Genomic DNA, 24,295 nt, shown 5'->3' on the forward strand with positions numbered 1-24,295 from the left:
CTAAAAGAGGTGGAAGTAAGACTTGAAGAAGAATATTTTAGTCGTAGTTATTGTTTCGGTACTTGCAGTTAGTGCTATTGTGTCAGCCTTTTTTCTAATGAGAGACGATGCTTATGCTATTGAAACAGAAGGCTTTACTTATAGTCCTAAAGGAAAAATAGTTAATTTTTCGTCAGAGGCAAAGTATAATGACACATGGATAAATAACGAAAAAACAATTACTGACAAGAAAGAAATGAAGCCAATAAATTTGGCAAGAACATTATTTTTAAAAGATGGGCGAATTCAGTTTCTAGGTAAAAGTGTAGCTGTTAAAAGCGCTTCAGACCTGATTGAACTACCATCCAAAACTTCTGTCACAGAAAATAAAGGAACTTATAAAGCAAAAAGTGACGATGGTAAAACATTGGCACAACTTCCAAAAGGTACCGTGGTAAAACTTGCGGAAGGAAGATATATCATTTTGGACAATGCTTACCTAAAAAATAAGCAAGGCCTTAACAAAAAGTTACCTAAAAACGTACTTGTTTCTATAGATGAAAATAAAAAAGTTATGTTAATGGGAGATAAAACCATTGAAGAATTAGGTAGCGATGATGCTTATATTGAAATGGAAAATAACCATTACCGTTTTGATTTAAAAAATGAAATGTTAGTTAGCCAATCAGATAAAGAAGCAGATATTGATATTCAATCTATCAAGGTTGAAATAGATGATAATGCAGAAAAAAGAAAGTTGAAAACAACTAAAGAAACTGCAGAAGAAGCAACGAAAGACACAACAAAAGATACAACAAAAGACAATACAGAGAAAGAAACAGAAAAACAAACTACTAAAGATTCTGGGCAACAAGCAAACCAAAATGCTGGTCAAGCCGAGAACGGAAACAATGAAACGCAAGGAACTTCAGGAAACAGCGGTAATGGAGAAACAAACAATACAGCTGGTAGTAGTGGTGCTAACGGAAATAATTCTAGTAAAAATGGAACTAAATCCGGCGGCACAGATAGTAGTAAGCCAAGCGAAGGCGATGTTAGTAAAACTAATGAAATCATCAAAAGATTAAACGAAGCGGAGAGTATCAATACTTTCCAAGTACCGATTGTGGATGTTGATTTAACAGTCAAAGGTCAAGAAGCTTCTGCAAAACTAAAACTAACAGATTCTTCGAAACGACTACAATCTTTGGAGGCAGTTCTTTACGACAGTAAAAATAATGTGGTGAAAAAAGAGAAACTTGATTCCATTCAAGCAAATCAAAATTTCATTTTCAATAACTTGAAATATGGAGAAACATATCAAGTAGTCGTTCAAGGAGCTTATAAATCAGCAAGTAATACTAATCAAGAAACAATTTTCTTCCGCCAAACTGTCGAGGCAAAACCAGTTGTGATTACACCTAAAGTGACTGAACGTGGCGAAGACTATATGAAAGCAGAATTAACTGCAACTGAACTATACGGTCATATAGATAAGTTAGTATTAAAAATCAAAGAAAATAACAGTAATGTCACTACTTCACAAAAAGTTACAGTAGATGCAAACAAACTAACTAAAAATGGTCAAGTAGAAGTAACTTTCAATTCATTAAGCAGTGATAAAGAATACATTGTCGAAATGGAAGAATTGATTGTTGATGGTAAAAATGTAACGGATGAAAGCTGGTACTTTATTTCTTCCACATTAAAAGCTAAACCAACGATGGAAGGATTAAACCTTGAATACAGTACTGAAAAAGGCGAATTTGTCGCATCACCAGTTAATCTGGTAGATAAAGACGATTCTATAACAAGTATTCGTTATGTAGCTTATTTAGAAGATGATTACAAAGCAAATGGTGAAAATGCGAAAGAATATGCATATTCAGTAGTAGATGCTAGTCAGAAGAAAACAGCTGTGAAAGTTGGACGAACTGTAGATATGAGTGATGGGAATTATATTTTCGTTGCCTATATTTCAGGTAATAACGGTCAATCAGACTTTACTTTCGCTTCTCCGGCATCAAATAGTGTAGTTGTTGGTAAAAAAACTAAACCGACAGTAGAGTTCTCCCTTAAAAAAGCTGAACAAGATAAGCTGACAATCAATTATGAAGTTTTTGATGCAGATAGTACACTTCTTTTTGATAACCTAACGCATCCAACGTTAAAAATTTATAAGTCAGATGCACAAGGAATGTATAGTGGTAATCCTATCTCGACCGTAGATTTAATGAAGAAAAGTGACATCACGAACTTACTAGAATTCGACGGTTTAGAAAGTGAATCATACTATGTGGTAGTAATGACAGGTTCATATAATTTGGACGATGGTGCGGGCATTATGGTTGACCAACTCATTGGGCAGTCTTCTGTGTTCCGAACAACTGAAATTACTAATGTTAATGCAACATTCTCACTGGAATCTGTTGATACAAATAAAGCAAAAATTAATGTTAAACTCTCAGATGCTGCTGTGAATTTAAATGAAGCTAATTTAAAAATTTATGAAAACAAAACCAATACACTTGTTAAAACAATTGCGTTACAAGGTGATTTTGAGAAATTAATGAGTGAAGAAGGAAATAGCTATCTCTTTGAAGATTTAAGTATCAATAAAGAGTATATCGTGAAGGTAGAAGATGGCTATGATAGTGGAATGAATAATGTTCCGATTATCGGTCAGTTTATTTTCAAAACGAAGAAAGAAACTCCAGAAGCTGACAAAGTATTACTAGATTATCAAGCGGATCAAATGAAAGTAGGCGGATTAGCTGGGATTGAAGCAACAGAAGGACCACTAGTTGATAAGTACAATGCCGTTAGTTCTATCACCTACAGTATTTATAAAGCAGATGATTTAGATACAGCTCTTGTAGAACAAGAAGTTTCAACTGCTGCAGATTTTGAAAAATATGCATACTTTGATTTAACGAATAAGCTTTTAGGTCGCGGGTATTCTTATGTAATAAAAGCAGATGTTGTTTGGAACGATAACTACGAAGATCATCATATTCAAATTAGTTCCGATACCATCCAAATCAAAAAAGAAAAACCAAATGTTGAGTACGAGATTTTAAGTCGTACAGCAAGCGACGTGAAATTAAATGTCTATGTAGAAGATGCGGAAGAATCCATTGTGTTAGGGACACTTAAAATTACTAGTTCGACTGGTGGAGAAGCGCAACTTCAAAGAGGTAAAAATACCGTGACATTACCACTTTCTAGCACTGGTGCCACAACCCTTAAAACATCAGGTGATTATATTATCACAAGTGGAAGCTCAGCAATTTCAGATGACTTTATGACGAAGAAATTGACAGCATTAAATACTAGTGCACCACAAGTTGGAGCTCAAATTGCTATGGATGCAACTGGAAGAACAATGATTCTTACACCTGAACCAGATTCCGTTGCAACAAATACAGTAATGAGAACCAGCTATGATTTAAAAGATGCTTCAAGCTCTAAACCAGATTATTCCGTAACAAAATCTGGTACTAATCAGTTTGAGCCTCAAACTTTAGAACTGCCATTAGGTAATATCTGGTTTGACAATTCCTATCAATTAACTCTTGATATGAAGATGAATTATGCTGAAAATCAAATGGATAACGAAAGTTTAAGTAATAACTATTATGTATCCATTGGAAATGGTTCTTCATTTGTTAGTTCATCAAGTGGAACAGTCTCAACAACAAAAACTGTTAACGGGGCAGATGTTTTCGAAATAACAAAAGAAGGTACTGATTCATCTGGTAACATTACTGGAGTTAAATTTAAAAACATTTGGACAGACCAGTATATAGCATATCGAAATGGTATTTTGATTAGTAATAGCGAAAGCCCGGATTCATTTAAACTAATCCGTCAAGCTGATGGTAGCTATGTGCCAGAATTAAACGGCCGCTATGTTGATTTTGCAGTAGGACTTGTACCTGATGAAGAAGCAGGTTCAAAAATTGATTTATATTCTACACAAGCAAAAACAGCACAGATTGCGAAGTCTGTTTCTATAAAAACACTGGAAGTACCAAATATTTCAGCAGAAAATATCGGCGTCTATGATAAACGCGTCAAATTAGATGTTATTGGTGAAGATAAAGACAATACAACTGTTAAAACAGATAACAGAAATGAACTGTATGTAAATGTGTACGAAGCTGATGGAGAAACACTAGTCAAATCAGTGCGAGTAGACGGTTTGCCAACACGTGACGTTTCCGTTACAGACCTTTCGCCAGACACAGATTACGTCGTTAAAGTAGAAGGTAAATATGATCTGCTAGATGGAACTGGTGAAAAAGATAAAGTCTACTATTCAGAAAATATTAAGACAGAAAAGAGCTTACCAAGCATGAAGTCAACAAGTTATCTTTGGGATCCTTCATTTGGTCAGCGAAGCATTAAGGGTAATGTTGATTTTGTCGATGAGAGTAGCGTTTTAACAAATATTGAATATCGTTTATATGATGCTTCAACTATTTCTTCTAGTTTGTCTAATTTAGTAGCTTTAGAACAAGAATTGGGAAATAAAACGCCTGTCGTAACCTTCGATAATACGACGAAAAACCCAGAATTCTCTATATATAATGGTTCTGGTGGTCAAAACTTTGTTTCTGGTAAAACGTATGTTATTGCGGCATACATGCAAACAAGTTTAGCGAAGGCACCTAGTTTCTTAAGTAATGCAAAATCTCTTTATATTGCACCACCAAGTAGTTTTGCTACTCCAATTACACTAGAAAATGTTTCGACAAGAGAAGCAACTCTTAAATTCTCTTATAATGATCCACAAAGTTATTTAGTTGGTGGACCGAATAAAAACTTCCAATATGCTTTAACAAAAACAACTGATAAATCAGAAGTTAAGAAAGGTACTTTTAATGGTGGTAATACAGCCAGCTGGATGAATACTTTTACAGATTTAGAGCCAGCGACAGGATATACGCTGACAATTTCTACACAGTATGACAATTTAGATGGTGGATTAGTACGAGGATGGAGCAGAAGTTTCAGCTTCACAACAGATGATGAATATGTCACATCGAACTCTCTAACGATTCAACTTGATGCTGGAGCAAAAGCAGTTAAATTACAAGCTAAAGAAGTAAGACCAGGATCAACTACTATCGAAAATATCAAGATGGAGTTCTATGAGTTGCTTGACTATGGTGGTAATAATGAGCGTACGCAGTTATTAGAAACTAAAAATATTGTGTTACCAAGTTCTTACCCAGCAACAATTAGTGCAGATTTCAGTGTGGCAGGGAAGAAACAAAATCAAAGCTTCTTAGGTAAAATGATTATCACTTATCGTACACCAACTAATGAAGTTAAAACGTATGAGAAAACATCTAACTTTATTACGCTACAAGAAGATATTGCCGCTGGATTAAAATCATTTAAGAGCGTACGTGCAACAAATAAATCCGTAGCAGTCCAATTAGACACAGAAAAAGCGGATACAACAATAAAAGGAAACTACACGTATGAGTTGAAGGATGATAACGGCAAAGTGGTAGATACCGAAGAAGTTCCAGCAAAAGATTTAACAGAAACGGTATCATTAGCCATGGACCCAACTACTAATTATACAGTAACAGTGTTAAACCCAGAGAAAGAGCCAATCGCGCTATACCAAGGGGATAACGAAGAAAATAATGTCAAAGCCGTTGTGGAAGATAATAACTTTACATTAATGAGCAATAACACTGCTGATGCAAAGACAGACTTAACTGTTACTGTAGAACCAAAAGAATTAACTGCATGGGAAACAATTCAAACATGGTTAGGTAAGGACTTCACAGAGACGTATACCGTGAAAAAAGAAGAGTTAGACAATGGTAAGCAAATAGATGCAAATTATGAAGACTCTAAAGTAACTGTGGAAGAAACAAAATCAGGGAAGACTTTTGGAATTATTGAATTGGAGGAAAGCAAATGAAACCTACATGGAAAATAGGGATAATCGTTGCAGCTGTTCCGCTAATTATTATTGCTGTAGTCTTATGGGGATCTTTTAAGGAGGCAAGATCTAATCTTGTCTCCCTCCCTGATGATGGAGTGGTTCTAAATAACGAACAAGAGACTTTGCAATTTCAAAAAGGCAATACACTTTATCGCAGTTGGAATAGTGATGAATTAATCGCAAAAAACGATAAAGAAGATACTCGAAGTGAAATTATGGAGAGTACGATTCTTTATCTAAATAAAGACTCTTTAATGTTTACAAAAAGTGTTCCGGTCATTGATACAAATGGCGTTAGCAATAAGCTGAAAGGAAGACAAGTATATCAACCGGCAAACGATTCTTATCAATATAAGAACTCGAAAATTGCTGAAAATAGTGTAGTTAAATTAGCAAATCGCCAATATTTTTTAAACGCGGATGCGACCCTTTATCTTGGAGGGGAAGAAATTAAAAAAGTTTCGAAACCCTTACTTTTAATTGATAAAACAGGTAGTGTGACAATTTACGAAAATAAAAAGAAAAGTCGCTATCTAGGTCATATGACTTTGAAAATCGATGATAAAACTGTCTTAGATGCTAGTAATGAAACGTACACCATTGATGAACGGAAAATAGATTTAGCTAGTTTCGGTGGTACAGATAATGAAAAAATCGTCGTAAAAGAAGACCAGAAAAAAGAAGACCAGAAAAAAGAAGACCAGAAAAAAGAAGACCAGGAAAAAGAAGAACAGAAAAAAATTGCTGCGGCTGAAAAAGAAGAAGCCAATAAAACGGCAAGTAATACTACGAAAGCAGAAAATGGAAATAACGAGTCATCCAAAAATGCTGGGAATCAGTTGAATGCAACTAGAAAATACGGCAATGACTTAAATGTTGGAAAAGGTAGCTCAGAATCACAATCAAGCGCTGGGAATGAAACAAAAGATAATGGTTCAAGTAATTCAGGAAATAATACGAACACCGGAACCAATCAACCAGGCTTGGATGAGATAGACGACTATGAAGCAGTTTTACGCAAAATAGAAGACTTGAATAAGAAATTAGAACGAAACATTCCGGTGCTAAGAATTGGTTATATTGCACCTGGAGTGACAAGTGCGAAGGTCAGCTATAGCTACGCCGATCCGAATAACACCTTGATTGGTGTGACTAAAATCAGTGCAGTAGATGAAAAAACCGGAAAAACTGTAAGTACAGAATATGTATCGGCAGTAGATACGGAAGCAACACTTAAAGGTCTCTCACCAAATGGGAAGTATCACCTTGAATTTACGTATCAGTATGATTTAGGGACGGATAAAGGAATTCAAGAAGTCAAAATGCAAAGTGACTCCTTTACAACACAAACAGTTGCAGCGATTTATCAAATGCAAAGTGTTACAAGTACTACGATGAAAGTAAATATTGCACTTGATGCCCAAATTGATGATGTGAAGCGAGCACGTGTGAAAGTAACAAAAGCAGATGGAGATTCTTTCTACATGAATGTTAGTGCAAATTTCTTAAATGGCAACGGTGAAACGCTTAATGTCACCGGGCTAACTCCTAAAACGGCTTACCAGTTCCAAACGATTATTGAAATGAAAAATGGTGAAACAATTGAACTAAACAGCTCCGAGAAATATTACACCATGCAAGCTACAGTCTTAAAAAATCTACGAGCTAGCCAATCTGTTAATAAAACGTTACAAGTACAGTATGACTGGAGTTCTGCGGATTACACTTTAAATCAAGCGAAAATTGAACTAGTAAACGAAGAAGATAAAACAGAGGTAGATTACCAAATTGTTAATCAAGAAAAAGGCAACATTCATCTTGTCCCAGTGACAGAGAATGACTCTGTCCACTTAAAAGCGAAACTAGTGCTTGAAACAACTAACAAAGAAACCAAAGAAAACAAAACGTTTGAATATCCAATTAAACAAGAAATTGAATACACCAAACAAGCTAAATTAACAATCGCTCTTACACCATTTCAAACAGAAGAAATGAACGCAGTGGATACAGAAGAGCAATCAAAAGAGGTCGTGGCAGAGAAAGACACTAATAAAAATGATTTAACCGCGAAAGTGGAAGATGTTTTAGCACCACAAAATGCCACATATGATATGACCTTTTCTATGCAACGCGAAGCTGGAGAAAATTACCAGTTAGCCTTAGAAAGAAAAGCTGTTGGAGTAGATAGTGATGACTGGACTACTTGGAACACGAAGCAAATTACAGCGGATGAAACTGGGCTAGTGGAATATACTGAAACTATTTCGAAGTTAGCGAAAGAAAGCTTTGATTACCGCGTGGCAGTATATGATGCAGAAGGTGCGTTACAACTTTATGTTTATCCAGAATAAAACAAATGAACCACAAAAAATACAACAAACTTATACAGAAGGTAGGAAATAAATATGGATTTAGTAGTTGCATGTAGCGTAATTGGTGCAGCACTGGCAATTGGGCTTGCGACTTTAGGAGCAGCAATTGGACAAGGAATTGCAGTTAGTAGAGCAACAGAAATTATCGGAAAAAACCCGAATGCAAAGAAAGAAGTCATGGGAGGTCTCTTCTTGGGACTTCTTATGATTGTTGCATTAATGCTATTTGCACTGGCAATCGCAGTCATCTTGCTTTGGGTTAATCCGTTTATATGATGGGTGAGAGCATGGAAAAAATGATTCAAACAATAATTCTATATAGTGTTTTCGCAGTAGGCTTCTTATATTTACTGCATTTCACCTTACGAAAATTAGAAAATATCTTGACGAGTTTCTTTTATGAAGTGAGCCAAGATCAGTCCCTTGAAAAGGAAAGCCTTTTGCGTCGTTTAAAGCGACAAAAAGTGGCTACTACCCTAGAAGAACAAAAAAATCGACAATTAGCTTTAGAATCAGAGCAAAAAGAAGTAATGTTTTTAGAAGAAATTGATCAGCTAATTGCTCAAAATAAGCAATATGAACAAAAATTGCATGAATGGGAAAATACACAACCTAAACAAATAGTGGAAGTTCCACTTGTTGAGACAACGCCACATGCGCCGTATAAATCGCTAAGTAGCTACATGAATGAAATTTTTCAACAAGTTTTTATTCAGTCAGAAGAAGATGAAGCGAAATTATTTACGGAAGCTATTCGCGAATTTGATGCGTTAGTTCGAACAGAAAAGATTCGTTGTGCGCTACCGTATAAAATAATCTTACAATTATTTGAAATGTATACCCCTGAGCAATTACATTTATTTACTCAATCATTTCAGAAATACAATGATCGTGCGAGTAAACTGCATGTAAAACAAATTTATCAAAGTAGTTACCTCTCTCCAGAACAAAAGCTAAAAGTAATGAAAGAAGAGGGTACCTTAGATGAGTTAGATGCGGAATTTATTCAATTTCTTTTTTACATGATGACGCATTACTCTTATCGCCAAACGCGTAGCCTGTATCGAAACTTTTTGGAAGTGTACAATATTCAATTTTACACAGGTCTTATTAGTATTAGAGTTGCTAGTCAAGAGTCAGCCAATCATTTTGAGAAGCTATGGCAACCAGCACACAAAACTTATAAGACAAAGTATCAGGTAGAAAAAGAATTAATTGGCGGAGTTATTGTTCAGTACGGTTCGAAAGCGATTGATATGAGCTATCAGGAACTAATTAAGCGATCAACAGAAAAAATGGAAGCGGAAGTGAAACTTTGAAAACAATTCATTTTGATATGAACAAATACGAAACCCATGTAGACTTGGAATATTTGAAAGAGAATGGCCGAGTGGAAAAAATTTCTGATGGAGTTATTTTCAGCTCAGGGTTAGAAAACGCATCACTGCATCAAGCAGTTATGATTGATAACAAACATCGAGGTGTCATTCTTGAACTAAACGAAGAATTTGTTGGTATAGGTTTAATTGATAAAACGAACGATATTTTGGAAGGGATGAGCGTTTCAGTCTCTGGTAATTTTATCGAAGTGGCTCTTTTTGAGGATATGACTGGTCGTATTATTGATACAACTGGGAAAATGCTTTATGAAGAAAGTGAAGAAAAACCAACCGCTAGCTCGCCACTTTTTTGTGTAACACCAGCGATTATGACGATTGATAGTGTGACTCGTCCGCTTAATACAGGATTAGCAGTTATTGATTCCATCACACCCATCGGTCGAGGACAACGACAATTAATCCTCGGTAACCGCCAATCAGGAAAAACCCAAATTGCAGTAGATACCATTATTAATCAACATGATCAAAACGTTCATTGTATCTACGTAGCTATTGGTTTAAAAGCAGCATATATTGCAGAAGTCATTGAAACGCTACGAAATCACGGAGCGATGGAATATACTACTGTAGTAGCCACAGCAGCTAGTGACTCACTTACAGCGCAATATCTAACCCCGTATGCAGGAATGGCAGTTGCAGAAGCATTACGTGACCAAGGAAAAGATGTTTTAATTATTCTAGATGATTTAACAAAACATGCGGATGCTTATCGAGCAATTACATTACTTTTTAACCGTCCCCCAGGAAGAGAAGCTTATCCAGGAGATAGTTTTTATATCCACTCCAGTCTTTTAGAAAGAGCTGTTCAAATGAATGAGGAACATGGTGGCGGCTCTATTACCGCTCTACCAATGATTGAAACATTATCCGATGATGTGACAGCATATATCCCTACAAACGTTATCTCGATTACTGATGGGCAGCTGTTTTTGAAATCTGACTTATTTAATCGTGGTCAAAAGCCGGCAGTAGATGTTGGTGTATCGGTTTCAAGAATCGGTGGAGACGCGCAACATCCCGTCATCCGTAAGCTTAGTAAAAATTTAACTCTTATTCTTTCTCAATATGAGGAATTAAAAGAATTACTTGATTTTGGTAATGCACTGGATGATGGTAGTATGAAAATGGTCTCGGATGGTCGTATACTAACAGAATTATTTAAGCAACAAATTCTTAGTCCATTATCCGTTACTGAGCTAATTGTTCTTTTATATGCTTTCCAAAATGATTACCTTAGCAAAGTGGCACCTAATAAAATTGCTTCTTTCAAAGGTTTACTATTAGAAAAAGCTCATGCGCATCAAGATTTTACCGCGTTTTCTAGTGATATTAATTCCATTAGCGAGTTAAATGAAGCGCACACTAAAATGTTAGAAGAGATTATTCAGGAAGTGGGGAGGCTTTTTAGTTGAGTAGTATAGACCAAGCCCGAAAAACCATTAAAGCACTAAACTCAACATACAAAATAGTCCACGTCACAGAATTGGCAACGCTCGGTAAACTATCCACTTTACGAGAAAAAGCCGAAGCAGCAGTTAGTTATTACGAAACAATTTTAAAAAGTTTGCGATGGGTGCGAAAAACGATGCATCCTGGCAATAATAACGTAAAAGAAGAGAAAAAGATTACTGCAATTGCCATAACTTCAGAGCGTGGCCTTTGTGGTGCTTATAATAGTGAGGTTTTTGCTGAGATTGATCAGCTAATAGCTACACTTGGAGATCAAGTAACGATAAATTGGGTAGTTGTGGGGGAACAAGGCCATCGCTACTTAACGAGACTTGGTCAAAACATCACAGCATATTTACAGTTTTCCCTTGAAAATATTGATTTAGAAACAACCACTGCTGTTACCGCTGATTTTGTTGATCAGATTAACTCGGAAGAAATAGATGCATTGTATGTAATTTTTACCAAATACTTTAATGCCGTCCATTCAGAAGCAATGTGTGAAAAAATTTATCCTGAAATTCCGGAAGAGTCGGATAATCTACCAATTGAAGTAGATTATGTTCTAGATTTTGAAACGGAAGAGGAGCAGGTTGAGCAGTTATTATTAGAAAACTATTTATGTGGTCTGCTATATAGTATGTTCCGTTATTCGGTCGCTAGTGAGTATTGTATGCGCCGAATCGCCATGAAGCAAGCAAAAGACAATATTCAAAAACAGTTAGAAGAAGCCATTTTTAATGCCAGAAAGCGGACGCTACAACAGAAAACGGGCGAGCTACTAGACATCATCAGCGGTGCGCAGACAATCAGGAAGGAAGAAGAGTAAATGAAAAAACACACAGGGACCATTATTAGTATTAGTGGTTTTGTTTTAAAAATCGAATTTAATGAGAGTGAACTGCCTGAAATTGGCTTTGCACTTGAGTACCATACCCACCAAGGAACCTATCTGGCTGAAGTTGTTCAACACACAGGAATTAATACAATTTCTGCTATCGCTATCGGAGAAGTGAGCGGGCTGGCTAGAGGAACAGAAGTGGTTAATCTAGGTCATCCAATCGAAGTCCCCGTAGGCGAAACCGTGCAAGGTAGAATGCTAAATGTATACGGAAAAGCAATCGATGGGAAACCAGAACCAGAAGCTGAAGTGAAGTGGCCCATTTTCCGGGAACAGCCATTACTTCGTGATTTAGATACGAGTAAAGAAATTCTCTATACTGGAGTCAAAGTAATAGACCTTATTTGCCCAATTTTAAAAGGAGGCAAAACAGGACTATTTGGTGGAGCCGGGGTTGGGAAATCGGTGTTAATGCAAGAACTGATTAATAATATCAGTATGCAAGGCGGAAACTCTGTGTTTACTGGTGTTGGGGAACGTGTGCGAGAAGGTATCGGGTTATATAAAGAATTAGAAGCAAGCGGCGTTTTACCACAAACTACTGTAGTACTTGGTCAAATGAACGAATCTCCAGGTGTACGGATGCGCGTAGCATTAACGGGCCTAACGATTGCAGAATATTTACGTGACGAAGAGAAAAAAGATGTACTTTTGTTTATTGATAACGTCTTTCGTTTTATTCAAGCAGGTTCTGAAGTATCTTCCTTGCAAGGGAAAATTCCTATTACTGGTGGGTATCAATCCACGCTTTCGAAAGAGGTTGGCGATTTTCAAGACCGCATCGCGTCTACAAAAAATGGCTCTATCACTTCGATTCAATGTGTATTCTTGCCAGCAGATGATATCGATGATCCTTCAGCTGTAGCTACATTCAGTCATTTGGATTCAACGATTGTATTAGAACGTTCGATTGCCGCTTTGGGTATTTTCCCAGCAGTAAATCCACTGCAATCTTTTTCTAGAGCACTGAATCCAACTTTTGTTGGGGAACGACACTATGAATTAGCGGTACAAGTGAAATTTATTTTGCAACGCTATATGGAATTACAAGAAATTATTAATGTATTAGGAATGGCGGAGTTAAGTGAGGACGATAGGAAGCTTGTACATCGTGCTAGGAAAATCCGTAATTTCTTATCACAACCATTCTATGTTTCGGAAAAATTCACTGGAACAGAAGGCATCTTTGTAGAAATAGAAGATCTGTTAGAAAGTGTAGAACGTATTTTAAATGGTGATTATGATGAACGTTCAGAACGAGACTTCTTGTTTATCGGATCTTACAAAGACTTGAAATAGGAGGAGAAGAATATGAAACTTAAAATCGTCTCGCCTATGGGGCAGTTTTTTGAAGGAGAAGTAGAGGGTTTTGTTATCAATACAAAAGAAGGGCAGCAAACTGTATTGGAAGAACATATTGATTGCTTAAGTTTTTTCGACTATAGCGAAATCAGCATTTTGGATACTTCGGCATCCGAACCAATCTTTGTGGCACTTGGTTATTTGCACTTAGTACAAAATGAAGCAAATATAATGGCACAATTTGCCTCAGCCGATGCTACGCAAGCTGAGCGGATTTTTGAAAGGCTTCAGAAACGAAAACAAACAGAGAGCAGGCGGACTGATGACAAGCGAGTTCTTTAATACCCTTCTGTTAATTATTAGTTTTTTGATTGGATTTTTCCTGTTGGTTCTAGTGCTGTTAGGCGGAATTCGTCATTTCCTCTCACAAGAAAAAGTTCCACTAAAACGAATTAGACGGTATCAATTATGGCATACTCGTTATCAGTTGAATGCTGAGGTGACGTCATTGCTCGTGGTTATTGTGGCAAGTCTTTTAATCAGCCTTATAATCGTTCAAATACCTGCGATTCCTTTCCAATTTACTGTATTTATTTTCTGGAGTAGTTGGTTATTCCAACTAGTTGCTTATTGGAAAAAAATACGCATACCCAAAAAGCAGAAACAGGAATTGCGACAACTTCTAGGATTCTTATGTATCACGGCAATTTATTTTCTAGGCTATTTTGGACTGAAGTATATGCATCTATCTATTTTCCATATAGCCGATTTTCCTTTTGGGCTAGCGTTTGTTGCAAGAATGTATTTGGCTATTATTAGTCTATTTGTAGCAAGTGGTTTAGTAGTTATTTGGCAACGAGTGTATGTAAAATTATTAAAGTAACAAAAAAACTTTGCTAAATGAGCATTTTGATAGAATTCCTTTAACAGTTTCTCATAAAGTTGTACTATACTTTAAGTTGTTAAGTAACTAACAAGTATATTGGCCGAAAGGAAGTAAATTAAAAATGACTTTTTTAGAATTCCATCAATTAGTCAAAGAAGATTCGTTGATTTATTCATGGATTGTAAAAAACTTTAGCCTTAAACGTCAAAAATTAGATGTAGGCGGGGAAATAATAATGAACCATGAACAAGTAATCATTATGGAAGAAGGTTTATTAGTTCAAGAAAGCGAAGAAGGACGATCTGACTTTAATCGTGTTTTTATTGATAAACGAATAATTTTTACTACAAAAGGTGGTTTTTCCCTCACTGCATTAGAAAATACTTCTTATAGTACCATTCCAAGAGAAGAACTTTTTGAAAAATTAGAGGACCAAAATTTGCTTCCTACTTTCTTCTTACAAATAGCTGAAGATCTCGAAAAAGGTTTAGATTGGCAAAGGAAACTAATTTCAGTCACTGCCGAAGAACGTGTAGAAATGATTTTGGCAAAAATTATTGAGCACTATCAACTAGATTCAGAAAAAAATCCTGAATTTCCAAAATGGTTAAAAATATATATATTAGCACGATTCGCAAAATGTTCTATCTCCACCGTATCAATGATTGTGAATGATTTAGTCTCTAGAGGAAACCTCGATACTAAAGGGACTCCTTGGCGATTAACACAAACATATCAATCAAATTGTGCTTAAATAATATTCCAGAAAACCCGCGAAAACTTAAATTTTCGTGGGTTTTTTACATTACTTTTAAAAAAGAATAAAATTATTATGCATTTTTTTGATATACATAATATAAATTTGAATACACTTCATTTTTAAAATAAATTTTCTGTATCAATCAGTGATACACTATAAAAAGTATTTTTTAAAAACGTTGCGGCTGAGAGCTTTTTTTGCGATACAACAAATTGGCACAAAACTTGCAAATAATAGAGCGGGTAGCAAAATAAATGAAATTATATTAGGAGGGAAAAAGATGGTAGGAATTATCCTCGCAACTCACGGTGAATTTGCTGAAGGTATTTTGCAGTCCGGAACAATGATTTTCGGCGAGCAAGAAAACGTTAAAGCAATCACTTTGATGCCAAGCGAAGGTCCTGAAGATATCAAAGCTAAAATGGAAGCTGCAATAGCAACTTTCGATAGCCAAGATGAAGTTTTATTCTTAGTGGATCTTTGGGGAGGCACACCATTCAATCAAGCAAACGGTCTTTATGAATTACATAAAGATAAGTGGGCTATCGTAGCAGGACTTAATCTGCCAATGTTGATTGAAGCTTTCTCATCACGTTTTACAATGGAAAGCGCACACGAAATCGCAGCAAATATTCTTGCGCCAGCTCAAGAAGGTGTTCGTGTTAAACCGGAAGAACTACAGCCGCAAGTAACAGCTACTGAACAGCCACAAGCAGAAATCGCTGCAGTTGGTAACGGCAAAATCGAATTCGTTTTAACTCGTGTTGATTCTCGTCTATTGCATGGTCAAGTAGCCACTGCATGGACTAAAGCAACACACCCAACAAGAATTATTGTTGTTTCGGATGCAGTTGCAAAAGACGAACTTCGTAAAAAATTAATCGAACAAGCAGCACCACCAGGAGTAAAAGCTAACGTTATCCCAGTCCAAAAAATGATTGAGATTTCAAAAGATCCACGTTTCGGCAACACAAAAGCACTTTTATTATTCGAAAATCCTCAAGATGTTTTACGCGCAATTGAAGGTGGCGTAGAAATCGAACAAGTAAACGTTGGTTCCATGGCTCACTCTGTAGGTAAAGTTGTTGTTAGCAAAGTACTTTCCATGGGGAAAGATGATGTTGCCACTTTTGAGAAATTAAAAGAAAAAGGCGTTAAATTCGATGTGCGTAAAGTCCCTAATGACTCAAGCGCTAACATGGAAGAAATCATCAAAAAAGCAAAAAATGAATTAAAGACACAATAAAAAATTAAAATAGGAGGTTTATTATGTCTGTCATATCAATAATTTTAGTAGTACTTATTGCATTTTTAGCAGGTATCGAAGGAATTCTAGATGAATTTCAGTTCCATCAGCCATTAATCGCATGTACATTAATTGGTCTCGTAACAGGTAACTTAACAGCATGTATCATCCTTGGCGGAACTCTACAAATGATCGCACTTGGATGGGCAAACATCGGAGCAGCCGTAGCACCAGATGCCGCGCTTGCCTCAGTAGCTTCAGCAATTATATTAGTATTAGGTGGACAAGGAGTAGCAGGTATTCCGTCCGCAATCGCGATTGCAATTCCACTTGCAGTAGCAGGTCTTTTCTTAACAATGATCGTTCGTACATTGGCAGTTCCAATCGTTCACTTGATGGACAGAGCCGCTGAAAAAGGGAATATACGCACCGTAGAGTGGTTACATATTTCAGCAATTTGTATGCAAGGTATTCGTATCGCAATCCCTGCAGCAGCACTTTTATTCATTCCAGCAGACAGCGTTCAATCTTTCTTAGAAGCAATGCCAGCTTGGTTAACAGATGGTATGGCTATCGGCGGAGGAATGGTAGTTGCCGTTGGTTATGCGCTTGTTATTAACATGATGGCTACTAAAGAAGTATGGCCGTTCTTCGTAATCGGTTTCGTAGTTGCCGCAATTTCTCAATTAACACTTATCGCAATTGGTGCTCTAGGTGTTGCACTTGCTCTTATTTACCTTAACCTATCTAAAATGGGTGGCGGTAATTCAAATGGCGGTGGAGGCGGAAACTCACGCGATCCACTCGGCGATATATTAAACGACTATTAATAAAAAAAGGAGGAGAATAGAATGGCAGAAAAAATCGAATTATCAAAGAGAGACCGTCTACGCGTAGCATGGCGCTCTACGTTCATTCAAGGTTCATGGAACTACGAACGTATGCAAAATGGTGGCTGGGCATTCTCTATGATTCCCGCTATTAAAAAATTATATAAAACAAAAGAAGACCGTTCATCTGCGTTAAAACGTCATTTAGAATTCTTTAATACACATCCATATATTGCATCTCCAATTCTTGGGGTAACACTTGCACTTGAAGAAGAACGTGCAAATGGTGCAGAAGTTGATGATGTAGCAATTCAAGGGGTTAAAGTTGGTATGATGGGACCTCTAGCTGGTGTTGGTGACCCAGTATTCTGGTTTACAATTCGTCCAATGTTAGGAGCATTAGGTGCTTCTCTTGCCTTGAGTGGAAACATTCTTGGACCTATCTTATTCTTTGTTGCTTGGAACGTAATTCGTTGGGGCTTCATGTGGTATACACAAGAATTCGGCTATAAAGCTGGTTCTAAAATTACTGATGACCTTTCTGGTGGCTTGCTGCAAGACATTACAAAAGGTGCTTCGATACTCGGGATGTTCGTCCTCGCCGCCTTGGTGCAGAGATGGGTAAATATCCAGTTTGCGCCAATTATCTCGAAAGTTAAACTTGATGAAGGTGCGTATATTGATTGGAGTCATCTTCCACAAGGCGCTCAAGGTATTAAAACGGCTTTAGAACAGCAACAAGCAGGTTTAGCTCTTTCCGAAATTAAAGTAACAACTTTGCAAAACAACTTGGATAATTTAATCCCAGGACTTGCAGCAGTAGCTCTTACATTCTTATGTATGTGGTTACTTAAGAAAAAAATCAGCCCAATTATCATCATTCTAGGTCTATTCGTAGTCGGTATAGTTGGTCATTTAATCGGGCTTCTGTAAAAATAAGCTGATCAAAAAGAGGCTGGCGAAGCAATCACTGGCCTCTTTTGATTTTAAGTGTATGACATGAGTAAACGAATGCGTTATAATAAACAAAACAAGCGAAAAGAAATGGAGCGAAAACAGTTGGTTCAATCGATTAATACAAAGGTAGACTTAACAATAGATGCCACCGCGTATACTGGACTTACAGATTACGGTAAAATTATGATTGGCGACAAAGGTTTTGAATTTTTTAACTCACGCGATGTGCGTAAATTCGTCCAAATTCCTTGGGAAGAAGTAGATCAAGTTATTGTATCTGTTATGTTAAAAGGCAAGTGGATTCCTCGCTACGCCATTAAAACAAAGCGTAACGGCACATACACATTTGCTTCTAAAAAGCCTAAAGAAGTTTTACGTAAAATAAGAGTTTATGTCGACCCAGCCAATATGGTGAGCTCGCTAAGTTTCTTTGATGTTATGAAGCGCTCGTTTCGGTCGATATTTAGCAAGAAGAAAAACAAGCAAGCTAAATAATTAATACTATAAGCTTTAGTGGACAAATTTTTGTCTATTAAGGCTTTTTTTTTGAACAAAAATTGTATTTTGTTACAATAGGTAATGAAAGTAAAAGTGAATTGGAGGAGGATACAAAATGAAAAAACCAAGAATCTACACAATGTCATTCGCTAGTGTATACCCTCTTTATATACAAAAAGTGGAGAAAAAAGGACGTACAAAAGAAGAAGTGGACGAAATTATTTTTTGGCTAACAGGATACGATCAAGTTTCTTTAAAACAAGCCATTGACCAAGAAATTGACTTTGAGACATTTTTTGAACAAGCGCCAAAAATGAATCCTAATGCCTCTTTAATTACTGGTGTTATATGTGGCTACCGAGTGGAAGAAATTGAAGATAAACTTATGCAACAAATTCGTTATTTAGACAAATTGGTCGATGAACTTGCTAAAGGAAAGAAAATGGAGAAAATACTTAGAAAATAATATCTTCTAAAAGCCTGCTCTTAACATGAGCAGACTTTTTTGTTTGCTTTTTTTTTGTTAAATTCAACTAAATAAAATACTTAAAAGCAAATAAATAGCAGTTATATCCTTTTTTTAAAATGTGAAAAATGAAGTGTTAAAATTATATATGTTAGCGAAGTATGAATCATTTTTACTATAAAATATTACAGAAGGAGTAAAGTAAATGTTTAAAAAATTATTTGGAAAAAAAGAAGTAAGAGATGTACAAGAAGATACAGTTAAGGTTTTCATCAGTCCAAAGAAAACAGGAGAAGCATTAGAAATAGAGGAACTTGGACAATTAGTGAGGAATAATACAGGAGACGAAAAGACAGAAATTCCGTATTTTAACCGTGAACAAGTAAAAGTATTTGAAAATATTTTAGAAAGACGCGTACAGGCGTACTTGAATGACCCAGAAAACGAAGGTGACATAGAAACAGAGGAAGATTTAATTTCACTAAAACAAGATTTTGGTCAACGTTTGCTGAACGAGATTTTACCAGAATTAACTAATGCAGAACGAGAATATTTTACAACAGAGTATTCGGCGAAGTTACAAGGAGTGAAAACGTATCGTACAGTAACTGAAGACAATAACTATGAAAGTATTCACGGGATTGATATGAAAGCTTTTGCAGAAGGATCCTTCCGTATGGCGTCTGGAGAAGATGGCGATGAAGTTATTAAGTCTTATGGTGTTAGTAACGAGCAGTGGGGAGAAATAACACTCGCTTGGACAGAGCGAATGAAACATGATAACAATTTGGTAATATTATACAGTCAGTATATGAAACCAACTGAAGTAGAGATAAATAATTTTTCAGAAGCAGGTCAACGATTAGTACAAGATCGTCGCTATTTCCAAGATGTATTTGCTTATTATCAAGCTGCTTATTCTTTAGGTCTTGATGGTGAAGCATTAACAAAAGAAAAATTTGGTCATGCTAGTTTTGATTTACAACAAGCAAACCAGTTTTGGGCAAAAGAAGATGCTGCGAGTTATGATCATACTGTATTTTTTGATCCTTACTTTAAGGAACGTCAAAAAGCTTATGAGCGAGAATTGACCAAAATGGAAAGTTTAGCCGACAATCCTTTAAGCGGGGTGAAGTTTGATTTACAAGATTTCGGGCAGCAGGCTAAGTTACTAGATTTGGAAGCTTGTATCACTAAACTCGGCACGAATCATCCAGCGCTTAAATTCTTAAATTCAAAAGATGAAGAGGAAATTGAAGAACTTGGAAAAGTGTTGTTTCATCAAGGAGATGTTAATATTGTAGGCGACTTTTCTTCATATCCAGATGATATTTTTGCAGGTGATGAAGAGCTTTCCGAAGAAGAAATTGGACTGATTATTATTTTAGGGAATCTTACTGTATCAAAAGATGCTCATATTAATACACATTTTTATGTAGAAGGTAACGTTATAGCAAAAAGTGTAGATATATTAAATGATGATGAAGAACAAAATATAATAATTACCGGAGATTGTACAGTAACAACAGGGTTCTTTATTAGTAATTCTGTTATTAATTTGGGGATTACCGGGGAGTTAAAAACGCCTTGTGTTTTAACAGCAGTTCGCGAGGGCCAATTAAAAATAAATAAAGTTAATGCAAATGCTATTGGTATAAATGGTTATGTGGATGACGAAGAGTTAGGAACGGATAAACTAATAAAAAGTTTAGGGTTAGCACAGACGATTTCCGCAGATAATTTAGCTAAAGTATCCAATTTTGATGAAGATGCAATGATGACAGAGGATATAATAAAAGACATTATTGATGGGGATATTAAGTTCAATTAGGCGGAGGTAATTAGGATGTTTAATTCTAAAGGAAGAAAGAAATTTGAAGAAGGCTTATATTATTTAAGTAACAATAGGCCGAGAAAAGCTTTAGAAGCATTTAATGAAGTTCCCAAAAAATCTAAATATTATAATGAAACACTAGCTAATATCATGTGTGCACTTAACGATGTGAATGATTATGAGGCTTCAAAAGAAATCTTCCCAAAGATTAAAGAAGTCTATCCAACGTACTATATTGCAGCAACAAATCAAATGCAAGCACTTCTCGAAACAGGATATGCGAGTCAATCAGTACGGCTTTTTCGCAGTTTGAAACAACCAGAAGTTATTGATGATAATGTATTGTTATTTTGGAATGCAGCTGTAGCCGCGAATCGCTCTGATGAAAATGAACTAGTCATTGAACTGTGTAAAATACTAGAACAATTAATGCCTGACCATGAGTTTTTGGATGTATGGCGTGGTATAGCGTATTATAATTTGGAAGACTATGATAAAGCGGAAAAATTACTACTACGATTTGCCAATTTTACTGGAACAAAGTATCGTGTCCAACTAAGCAAGGATAAATGGATGCAAAAAGCTTTATACACACTGATGCTTCTTTATAATCGGAATGGTAACAATTTACTTGCGAAAAAATTTGAAGCGGAATACGAAGCGCAAAAAGAATATGAAATCGCAGTAAGCTATTTTCAACAAGGTGATTTTTCTAAAGCAATGATTAGTTTAGAAAAAGTACCGCCGAGTGTAGCAATCTCAGAAAACGTTCTTAATGATAGTATAATGTGTTATGTTCATTTAAAAAAATATGAGAAGGCCTTAGAGTTGTTCAAACAGATAAATAAAGATTCTAATATTTATTATTTAGCTGTAATTAATTACGTAGCTGCATTAAATGGATTAGAGAGATACGAAGAAGTGTTAGCGATGGAAAGTGTCATTCCCCAAACTTTTAAACAATATAATATTTTTCTACACAATTTGGTAAATGCGGCGGAAGGTGCTAAAGATTATAATACGGCTATTAATTATTGTGAAAGAATCCTAGAAATTGAAGAAGAAGAAAAATATCGTTATAAAAAAGGACTCTTTCAGTTTTATTTAGAACAATACGATACAGCTATTGAAACATTAAACGAGATTAATAGCTGGCACTATCAAGATGATTACGTTGATGTAGTATATCTTTTCGGCTGTTGTTATGAACGACTAGAAGAACAGGAGAAGGCAGAAGAATTTTTTAATGAGGCTTATTCGTTAGAACATTCTAGTGCGACTGCTATGTTTGTTAATGATAATGGAGAAAGACAACAAATACATGTTAGCGGTCGAAAGCCATTTAAACCAGAAATTAAGTAGAGAAGACAAACTATTAATTAAGTCATGTATAAAAAACAAACAACAATCGATATTACTCATCGGTTGTTGTTTGTTTTTTTATAAAGAAATCGCCTATTTGATTGACAATTTCTTCCCTCACCGAATAAATATGTGTTGTCCCTTCTTTCCTTAAGTTAATCAGTCCCGCTTCTTTAAGTAGTTTGATGTGATGTGACATGGTGGATTTGGAAATATTGTAAGTAGTTCCAGAGAAGCGTTTCTCTTTGTTTTTAAGTAAACATAAGAAAATATCAAGTCGAATTGGGTCACTTAAGGCTTGAAAAATTAATAATAAATCTGATTTTGATAGCTCATTTAACTTTTTCATATGATTATCATATCATAACTTACATTTTAATTGCGCGTAACTTGCTGATATGTTATATTATGATAGTTCGAAAAAAATCGAACTATAAAATCCGAAAGAAGTTGTTGGCAAATGTTGCATATTGAAGCAAAAATGACGATAAAAAAAGAACAAATAGAAGCTTTTTTGCAGGCAGCCAAGGAAGTTATTGTCGCATCACAAGCAGAAACAGGAAATCATGGCTATGAATTAGTGCAATCTACGGAGAATGAGACAGTTTTTTATATGCTGGAAAAATGGGCAGATATGGATGCTATTCAACAACACAATGAAAGCGAGCATTTCAAAAAATTTCAGAGTGCCGCTGCTAATTTTGTTGCAAGACCACTTAAAGTTTCGGTGTTAACGCCACTTGCGCGCTAAGGAGGAGAAAGAGATGACTTATTTAAATAATGATTTTGAAGATTTAATGAAAAATCGTCGTTCGATTCGAGAATATGATGAAACGGTGAAAATTAGCCAAGAAGAAATGAAAGCTATTTTAGAGGATGCGGTAACGGCTCCATCATCTGTAAATATGCAGCCGTGGCGCTTTGTAGTTGTAGAAAGTGATACTGGTAAAGAAAAATTAAGTTCGTTAGTGCGCTTTAACACACGCCAAAACGAAACTTCTTCCGCGATGATCTTAATTTTCGGTGACTTACAAAACTTTGAAAATGGCGAAAAAATTTATGGAGAAGCTGTGAATCGTGGTTTAATGCCAGCCGAAGTAAAAGAACAGCAAATGGCAAAATTAAGCCAGTATTTTGAAACGATTCCTCGTTCAGAAGCAGAAAGGGTTGTATTAATTGATGGTGGTCTAGTGGCGATGCAATTAATGTTGGTTGCACGTGCGCATGGTTATGATACAAACCCAATTGGTGGTTTTGAGCGTAAAGAAGTGGCAGAAGCGTTTAACATGGATCCAGAACGCTACGTCCCAGTTATGCTCGTTTCTATCGGAAAAGCTAAAAATTCCGGCTACGAGTCTTATCGTTTACCAATTACGGATGTAACGACTTTCGCATAAAGAGGGGAACAAGGAATAGCCGATATTTCCTTGTTCCTTTTTGTTCTTCTTGGTATAATAAAAGCAACATAAAGCCAAGGAGGAGAAGCAACTATGACGATCAAAATAACTCGTAAAACAGGTATTGGCGGCGGTATTACTCCAGTAAATATTAGAATTGAAAATGAAGAAATTGTAAAACTCGATAACCACCAGTCCCATTTTTTTATGCCTAAGATGGAAAAAACAAAGGTTAGAGCGACTGATTGGTTATATGGGAGTAAGGAAGAGATCTTGGAAAATAGTAATGACGTAATTGTGCGAATTAATCGTAAAGCACTAATATTAAATTATTCCATGTTCCCGTTTCTTTTTTACGGTTTAGTTATGACTAGTTTTGCTTCTACATTAATAGGACTCGGTCTTTTCTTGGTATCCATTTTTTATTCACGAAAGCATTGGTTTGAATTTGTGAAAATCAAAAAATAATTATTCGATAGTATAAGCTATGTGCTTGTACTATTTTTTATCTGTGTAAGTTTTTATTCTATCTGTGTATTTAATAAACAACCCTAAAGCGTTGAATGATAACGCTTTCTTTTGGCATGATTATTGCATGTTATATAACTGCTCAGGATGAATCTTTAATTAAAGGAGGGAAATTAGAGAAAAGTAACATTCTGACAACCACACAAAAAGGGGTACA

The 24,295-nt window shown here is 35.8% G+C and carries 21 protein-coding genes; 20 read left to right on the forward strand and 1 reads right to left on the reverse strand.

Going from position 1 to position 24,295, the window contains the following annotated elements; all coding sequences use genetic code 11:
* The first annotated feature begins 22 nt into the window (after positions 1-22).
* The 17 genes from HCB38_RS10255 to HCB38_RS10335 all read left to right on the forward strand — a co-directional run bounded on the left by HCB38_RS10255 (position 23) and on the right by HCB38_RS10335 (position 22,213).
* A complete protein-coding gene (locus tag HCB38_RS10255; RefSeq protein WP_185319556.1) occupies positions 23-5,926 on the forward strand; it encodes an ATP phosphoribosyltransferase regulatory subunit in 5,904 nt (1,967 codons plus the stop codon).
* Entirely contained in the window at positions 5,923-8,301 is a 2,379-nt protein-coding gene (locus HCB38_RS10260) for a cell envelope integrity TolA family protein (RefSeq protein ID WP_185638439.1), read from the forward strand. The genes HCB38_RS10255 and HCB38_RS10260 overlap by 4 nt, the downstream gene beginning before the upstream one ends.
* Before the next feature lie 54 nt (positions 8,302-8,355).
* Positions 8,356-8,598, forward strand: a complete 243-nt coding sequence (locus tag HCB38_RS10265; RefSeq protein WP_003721714.1) for an ATP synthase subunit C-like protein — start codon at positions 8,356-8,358, stop codon at positions 8,596-8,598.
* 11 nt (positions 8,599-8,609) lie between these two features.
* Positions 8,610-9,641 (forward strand): F0F1 ATP synthase subunit delta, encoded by a 1,032-nt coding sequence (locus HCB38_RS10270; RefSeq protein ID WP_185319554.1) that lies wholly within the window; start codon positions 8,610-8,612, stop codon positions 9,639-9,641.
* Positions 9,638-11,134: a F0F1 ATP synthase subunit alpha gene (locus HCB38_RS10275; RefSeq protein ID WP_185319553.1), complete on the forward strand. Its 1,497-nt coding sequence runs from the start codon at positions 9,638-9,640 to the stop codon at positions 11,132-11,134. The genes HCB38_RS10270 and HCB38_RS10275 overlap by 4 nt, the downstream gene beginning before the upstream one ends.
* A complete protein-coding gene (locus HCB38_RS10280) occupies positions 11,131-12,000 on the forward strand; it encodes a F0F1 ATP synthase subunit gamma (RefSeq protein WP_185319552.1) in 870 nt (289 codons plus the stop codon). The genes HCB38_RS10275 and HCB38_RS10280 overlap by 4 nt, the downstream gene beginning before the upstream one ends.
* Positions 12,001-13,371, forward strand: a complete 1,371-nt coding sequence (gene atpD, locus HCB38_RS10285) for a F0F1 ATP synthase subunit beta (RefSeq protein ID WP_185319551.1) — start codon at positions 12,001-12,003, stop codon at positions 13,369-13,371. It begins immediately after the preceding gene.
* A 12-nt stretch (positions 13,372-13,383) separates the two neighbouring features.
* On the forward strand, positions 13,384-13,716 hold the full coding sequence (locus tag HCB38_RS10290) for a F0F1 ATP synthase subunit epsilon (protein ID WP_185319550.1): 333 nt from the start codon (positions 13,384-13,386) through the stop codon (positions 13,714-13,716).
* Positions 13,697-14,257, forward strand: coding sequence for a hypothetical protein (locus HCB38_RS10295; protein WP_185607974.1), 561 nt, complete (start codon positions 13,697-13,699; stop codon positions 14,255-14,257). The genes HCB38_RS10290 and HCB38_RS10295 overlap by 20 nt, the downstream gene beginning before the upstream one ends.
* A 124-nt stretch (positions 14,258-14,381) precedes the next feature.
* Positions 14,382-15,014: a cyclic nucleotide-binding domain-containing protein gene (locus HCB38_RS10300; protein ID WP_185319548.1), complete on the forward strand. Its 633-nt coding sequence runs from the start codon at positions 14,382-14,384 to the stop codon at positions 15,012-15,014.
* Between the two features lie 286 nt (positions 15,015-15,300).
* The gene (locus HCB38_RS10305; RefSeq protein WP_185638441.1) at positions 15,301-16,266 is read left to right on the forward strand and encodes a mannose/fructose/sorbose PTS transporter subunit IIA; all 966 of its coding nucleotides are present in this window, start codon (positions 15,301-15,303) and stop codon (positions 16,264-16,266) included.
* 23 nt (positions 16,267-16,289) lie between these two features.
* The gene (locus HCB38_RS10310) at positions 16,290-17,096 is read left to right on the forward strand and encodes a PTS mannose/fructose/sorbose transporter subunit IIC (RefSeq protein WP_003764836.1); all 807 of its coding nucleotides are present in this window, start codon (positions 16,290-16,292) and stop codon (positions 17,094-17,096) included.
* A 21-nt stretch (positions 17,097-17,117) separates the two neighbouring features.
* A complete protein-coding gene (locus HCB38_RS10315) occupies positions 17,118-18,029 on the forward strand; it encodes a PTS system mannose/fructose/sorbose family transporter subunit IID (protein ID WP_003728942.1) in 912 nt (303 codons plus the stop codon).
* 126 nt (positions 18,030-18,155) lie between these two features.
* The gene (locus HCB38_RS10320) at positions 18,156-18,548 is read left to right on the forward strand and encodes a DUF956 family protein (protein ID WP_185319813.1); all 393 of its coding nucleotides are present in this window, start codon (positions 18,156-18,158) and stop codon (positions 18,546-18,548) included.
* Between the two features lie 118 nt (positions 18,549-18,666).
* On the forward strand, positions 18,667-19,017 hold the full coding sequence (locus HCB38_RS10325) for a DUF2200 domain-containing protein (protein WP_185319546.1): 351 nt from the start codon (positions 18,667-18,669) through the stop codon (positions 19,015-19,017).
* 205 nt (positions 19,018-19,222) lie between these two features.
* A complete protein-coding gene (locus HCB38_RS10330) occupies positions 19,223-20,848 on the forward strand; it encodes a DUF6620 family protein (protein ID WP_185319545.1) in 1,626 nt (541 codons plus the stop codon).
* 15 nt (positions 20,849-20,863) lie between these two features.
* Entirely contained in the window at positions 20,864-22,213 is a 1,350-nt protein-coding gene (locus HCB38_RS10335) for a tetratricopeptide repeat protein (RefSeq protein ID WP_185319544.1), read from the forward strand.
* A 52-nt stretch (positions 22,214-22,265) separates the two neighbouring features.
* Here the strand turns inward: HCB38_RS10335 and HCB38_RS10340 are convergent, their stop codons facing one another.
* Positions 22,266-22,562: an ArsR/SmtB family transcription factor gene (locus HCB38_RS10340; RefSeq protein WP_185319543.1), complete on the reverse strand. Its 297-nt coding sequence runs from the start codon at positions 22,560-22,562 to the stop codon at positions 22,266-22,268.
* Between the two features lie 111 nt (positions 22,563-22,673).
* On the opposite strand from HCB38_RS10340, the gene HCB38_RS10345 reads away from it, so the two are divergent.
* The 3 genes from HCB38_RS10345 (at position 22,674) to HCB38_RS10355 (ending at position 24,078) form a co-directional block, all read left to right on the forward strand.
* The gene (locus HCB38_RS10345; RefSeq protein WP_185638443.1) at positions 22,674-22,964 is read left to right on the forward strand and encodes a putative quinol monooxygenase; all 291 of its coding nucleotides are present in this window, start codon (positions 22,674-22,676) and stop codon (positions 22,962-22,964) included.
* 13 nt (positions 22,965-22,977) lie between these two features.
* Positions 22,978-23,610 (forward strand): nitroreductase family protein, encoded by a 633-nt coding sequence (locus tag HCB38_RS10350; RefSeq protein ID WP_185319541.1) that lies wholly within the window; start codon positions 22,978-22,980, stop codon positions 23,608-23,610.
* A gap of 93 nt (positions 23,611-23,703) precedes the next feature.
* On the forward strand, positions 23,704-24,078 hold the full coding sequence (locus HCB38_RS10355) for a hypothetical protein (protein ID WP_185319540.1): 375 nt from the start codon (positions 23,704-23,706) through the stop codon (positions 24,076-24,078).
* Positions 24,079-24,295 lie beyond the last annotated feature (217 nt).

The sequence above is a fragment of the Listeria farberi genome, assembly GCF_014229295.1.
In the GTDB taxonomy this organism is placed as follows: Bacteria; Bacillota; Bacilli; order Lactobacillales; family Listeriaceae; genus Listeria; species Listeria farberi.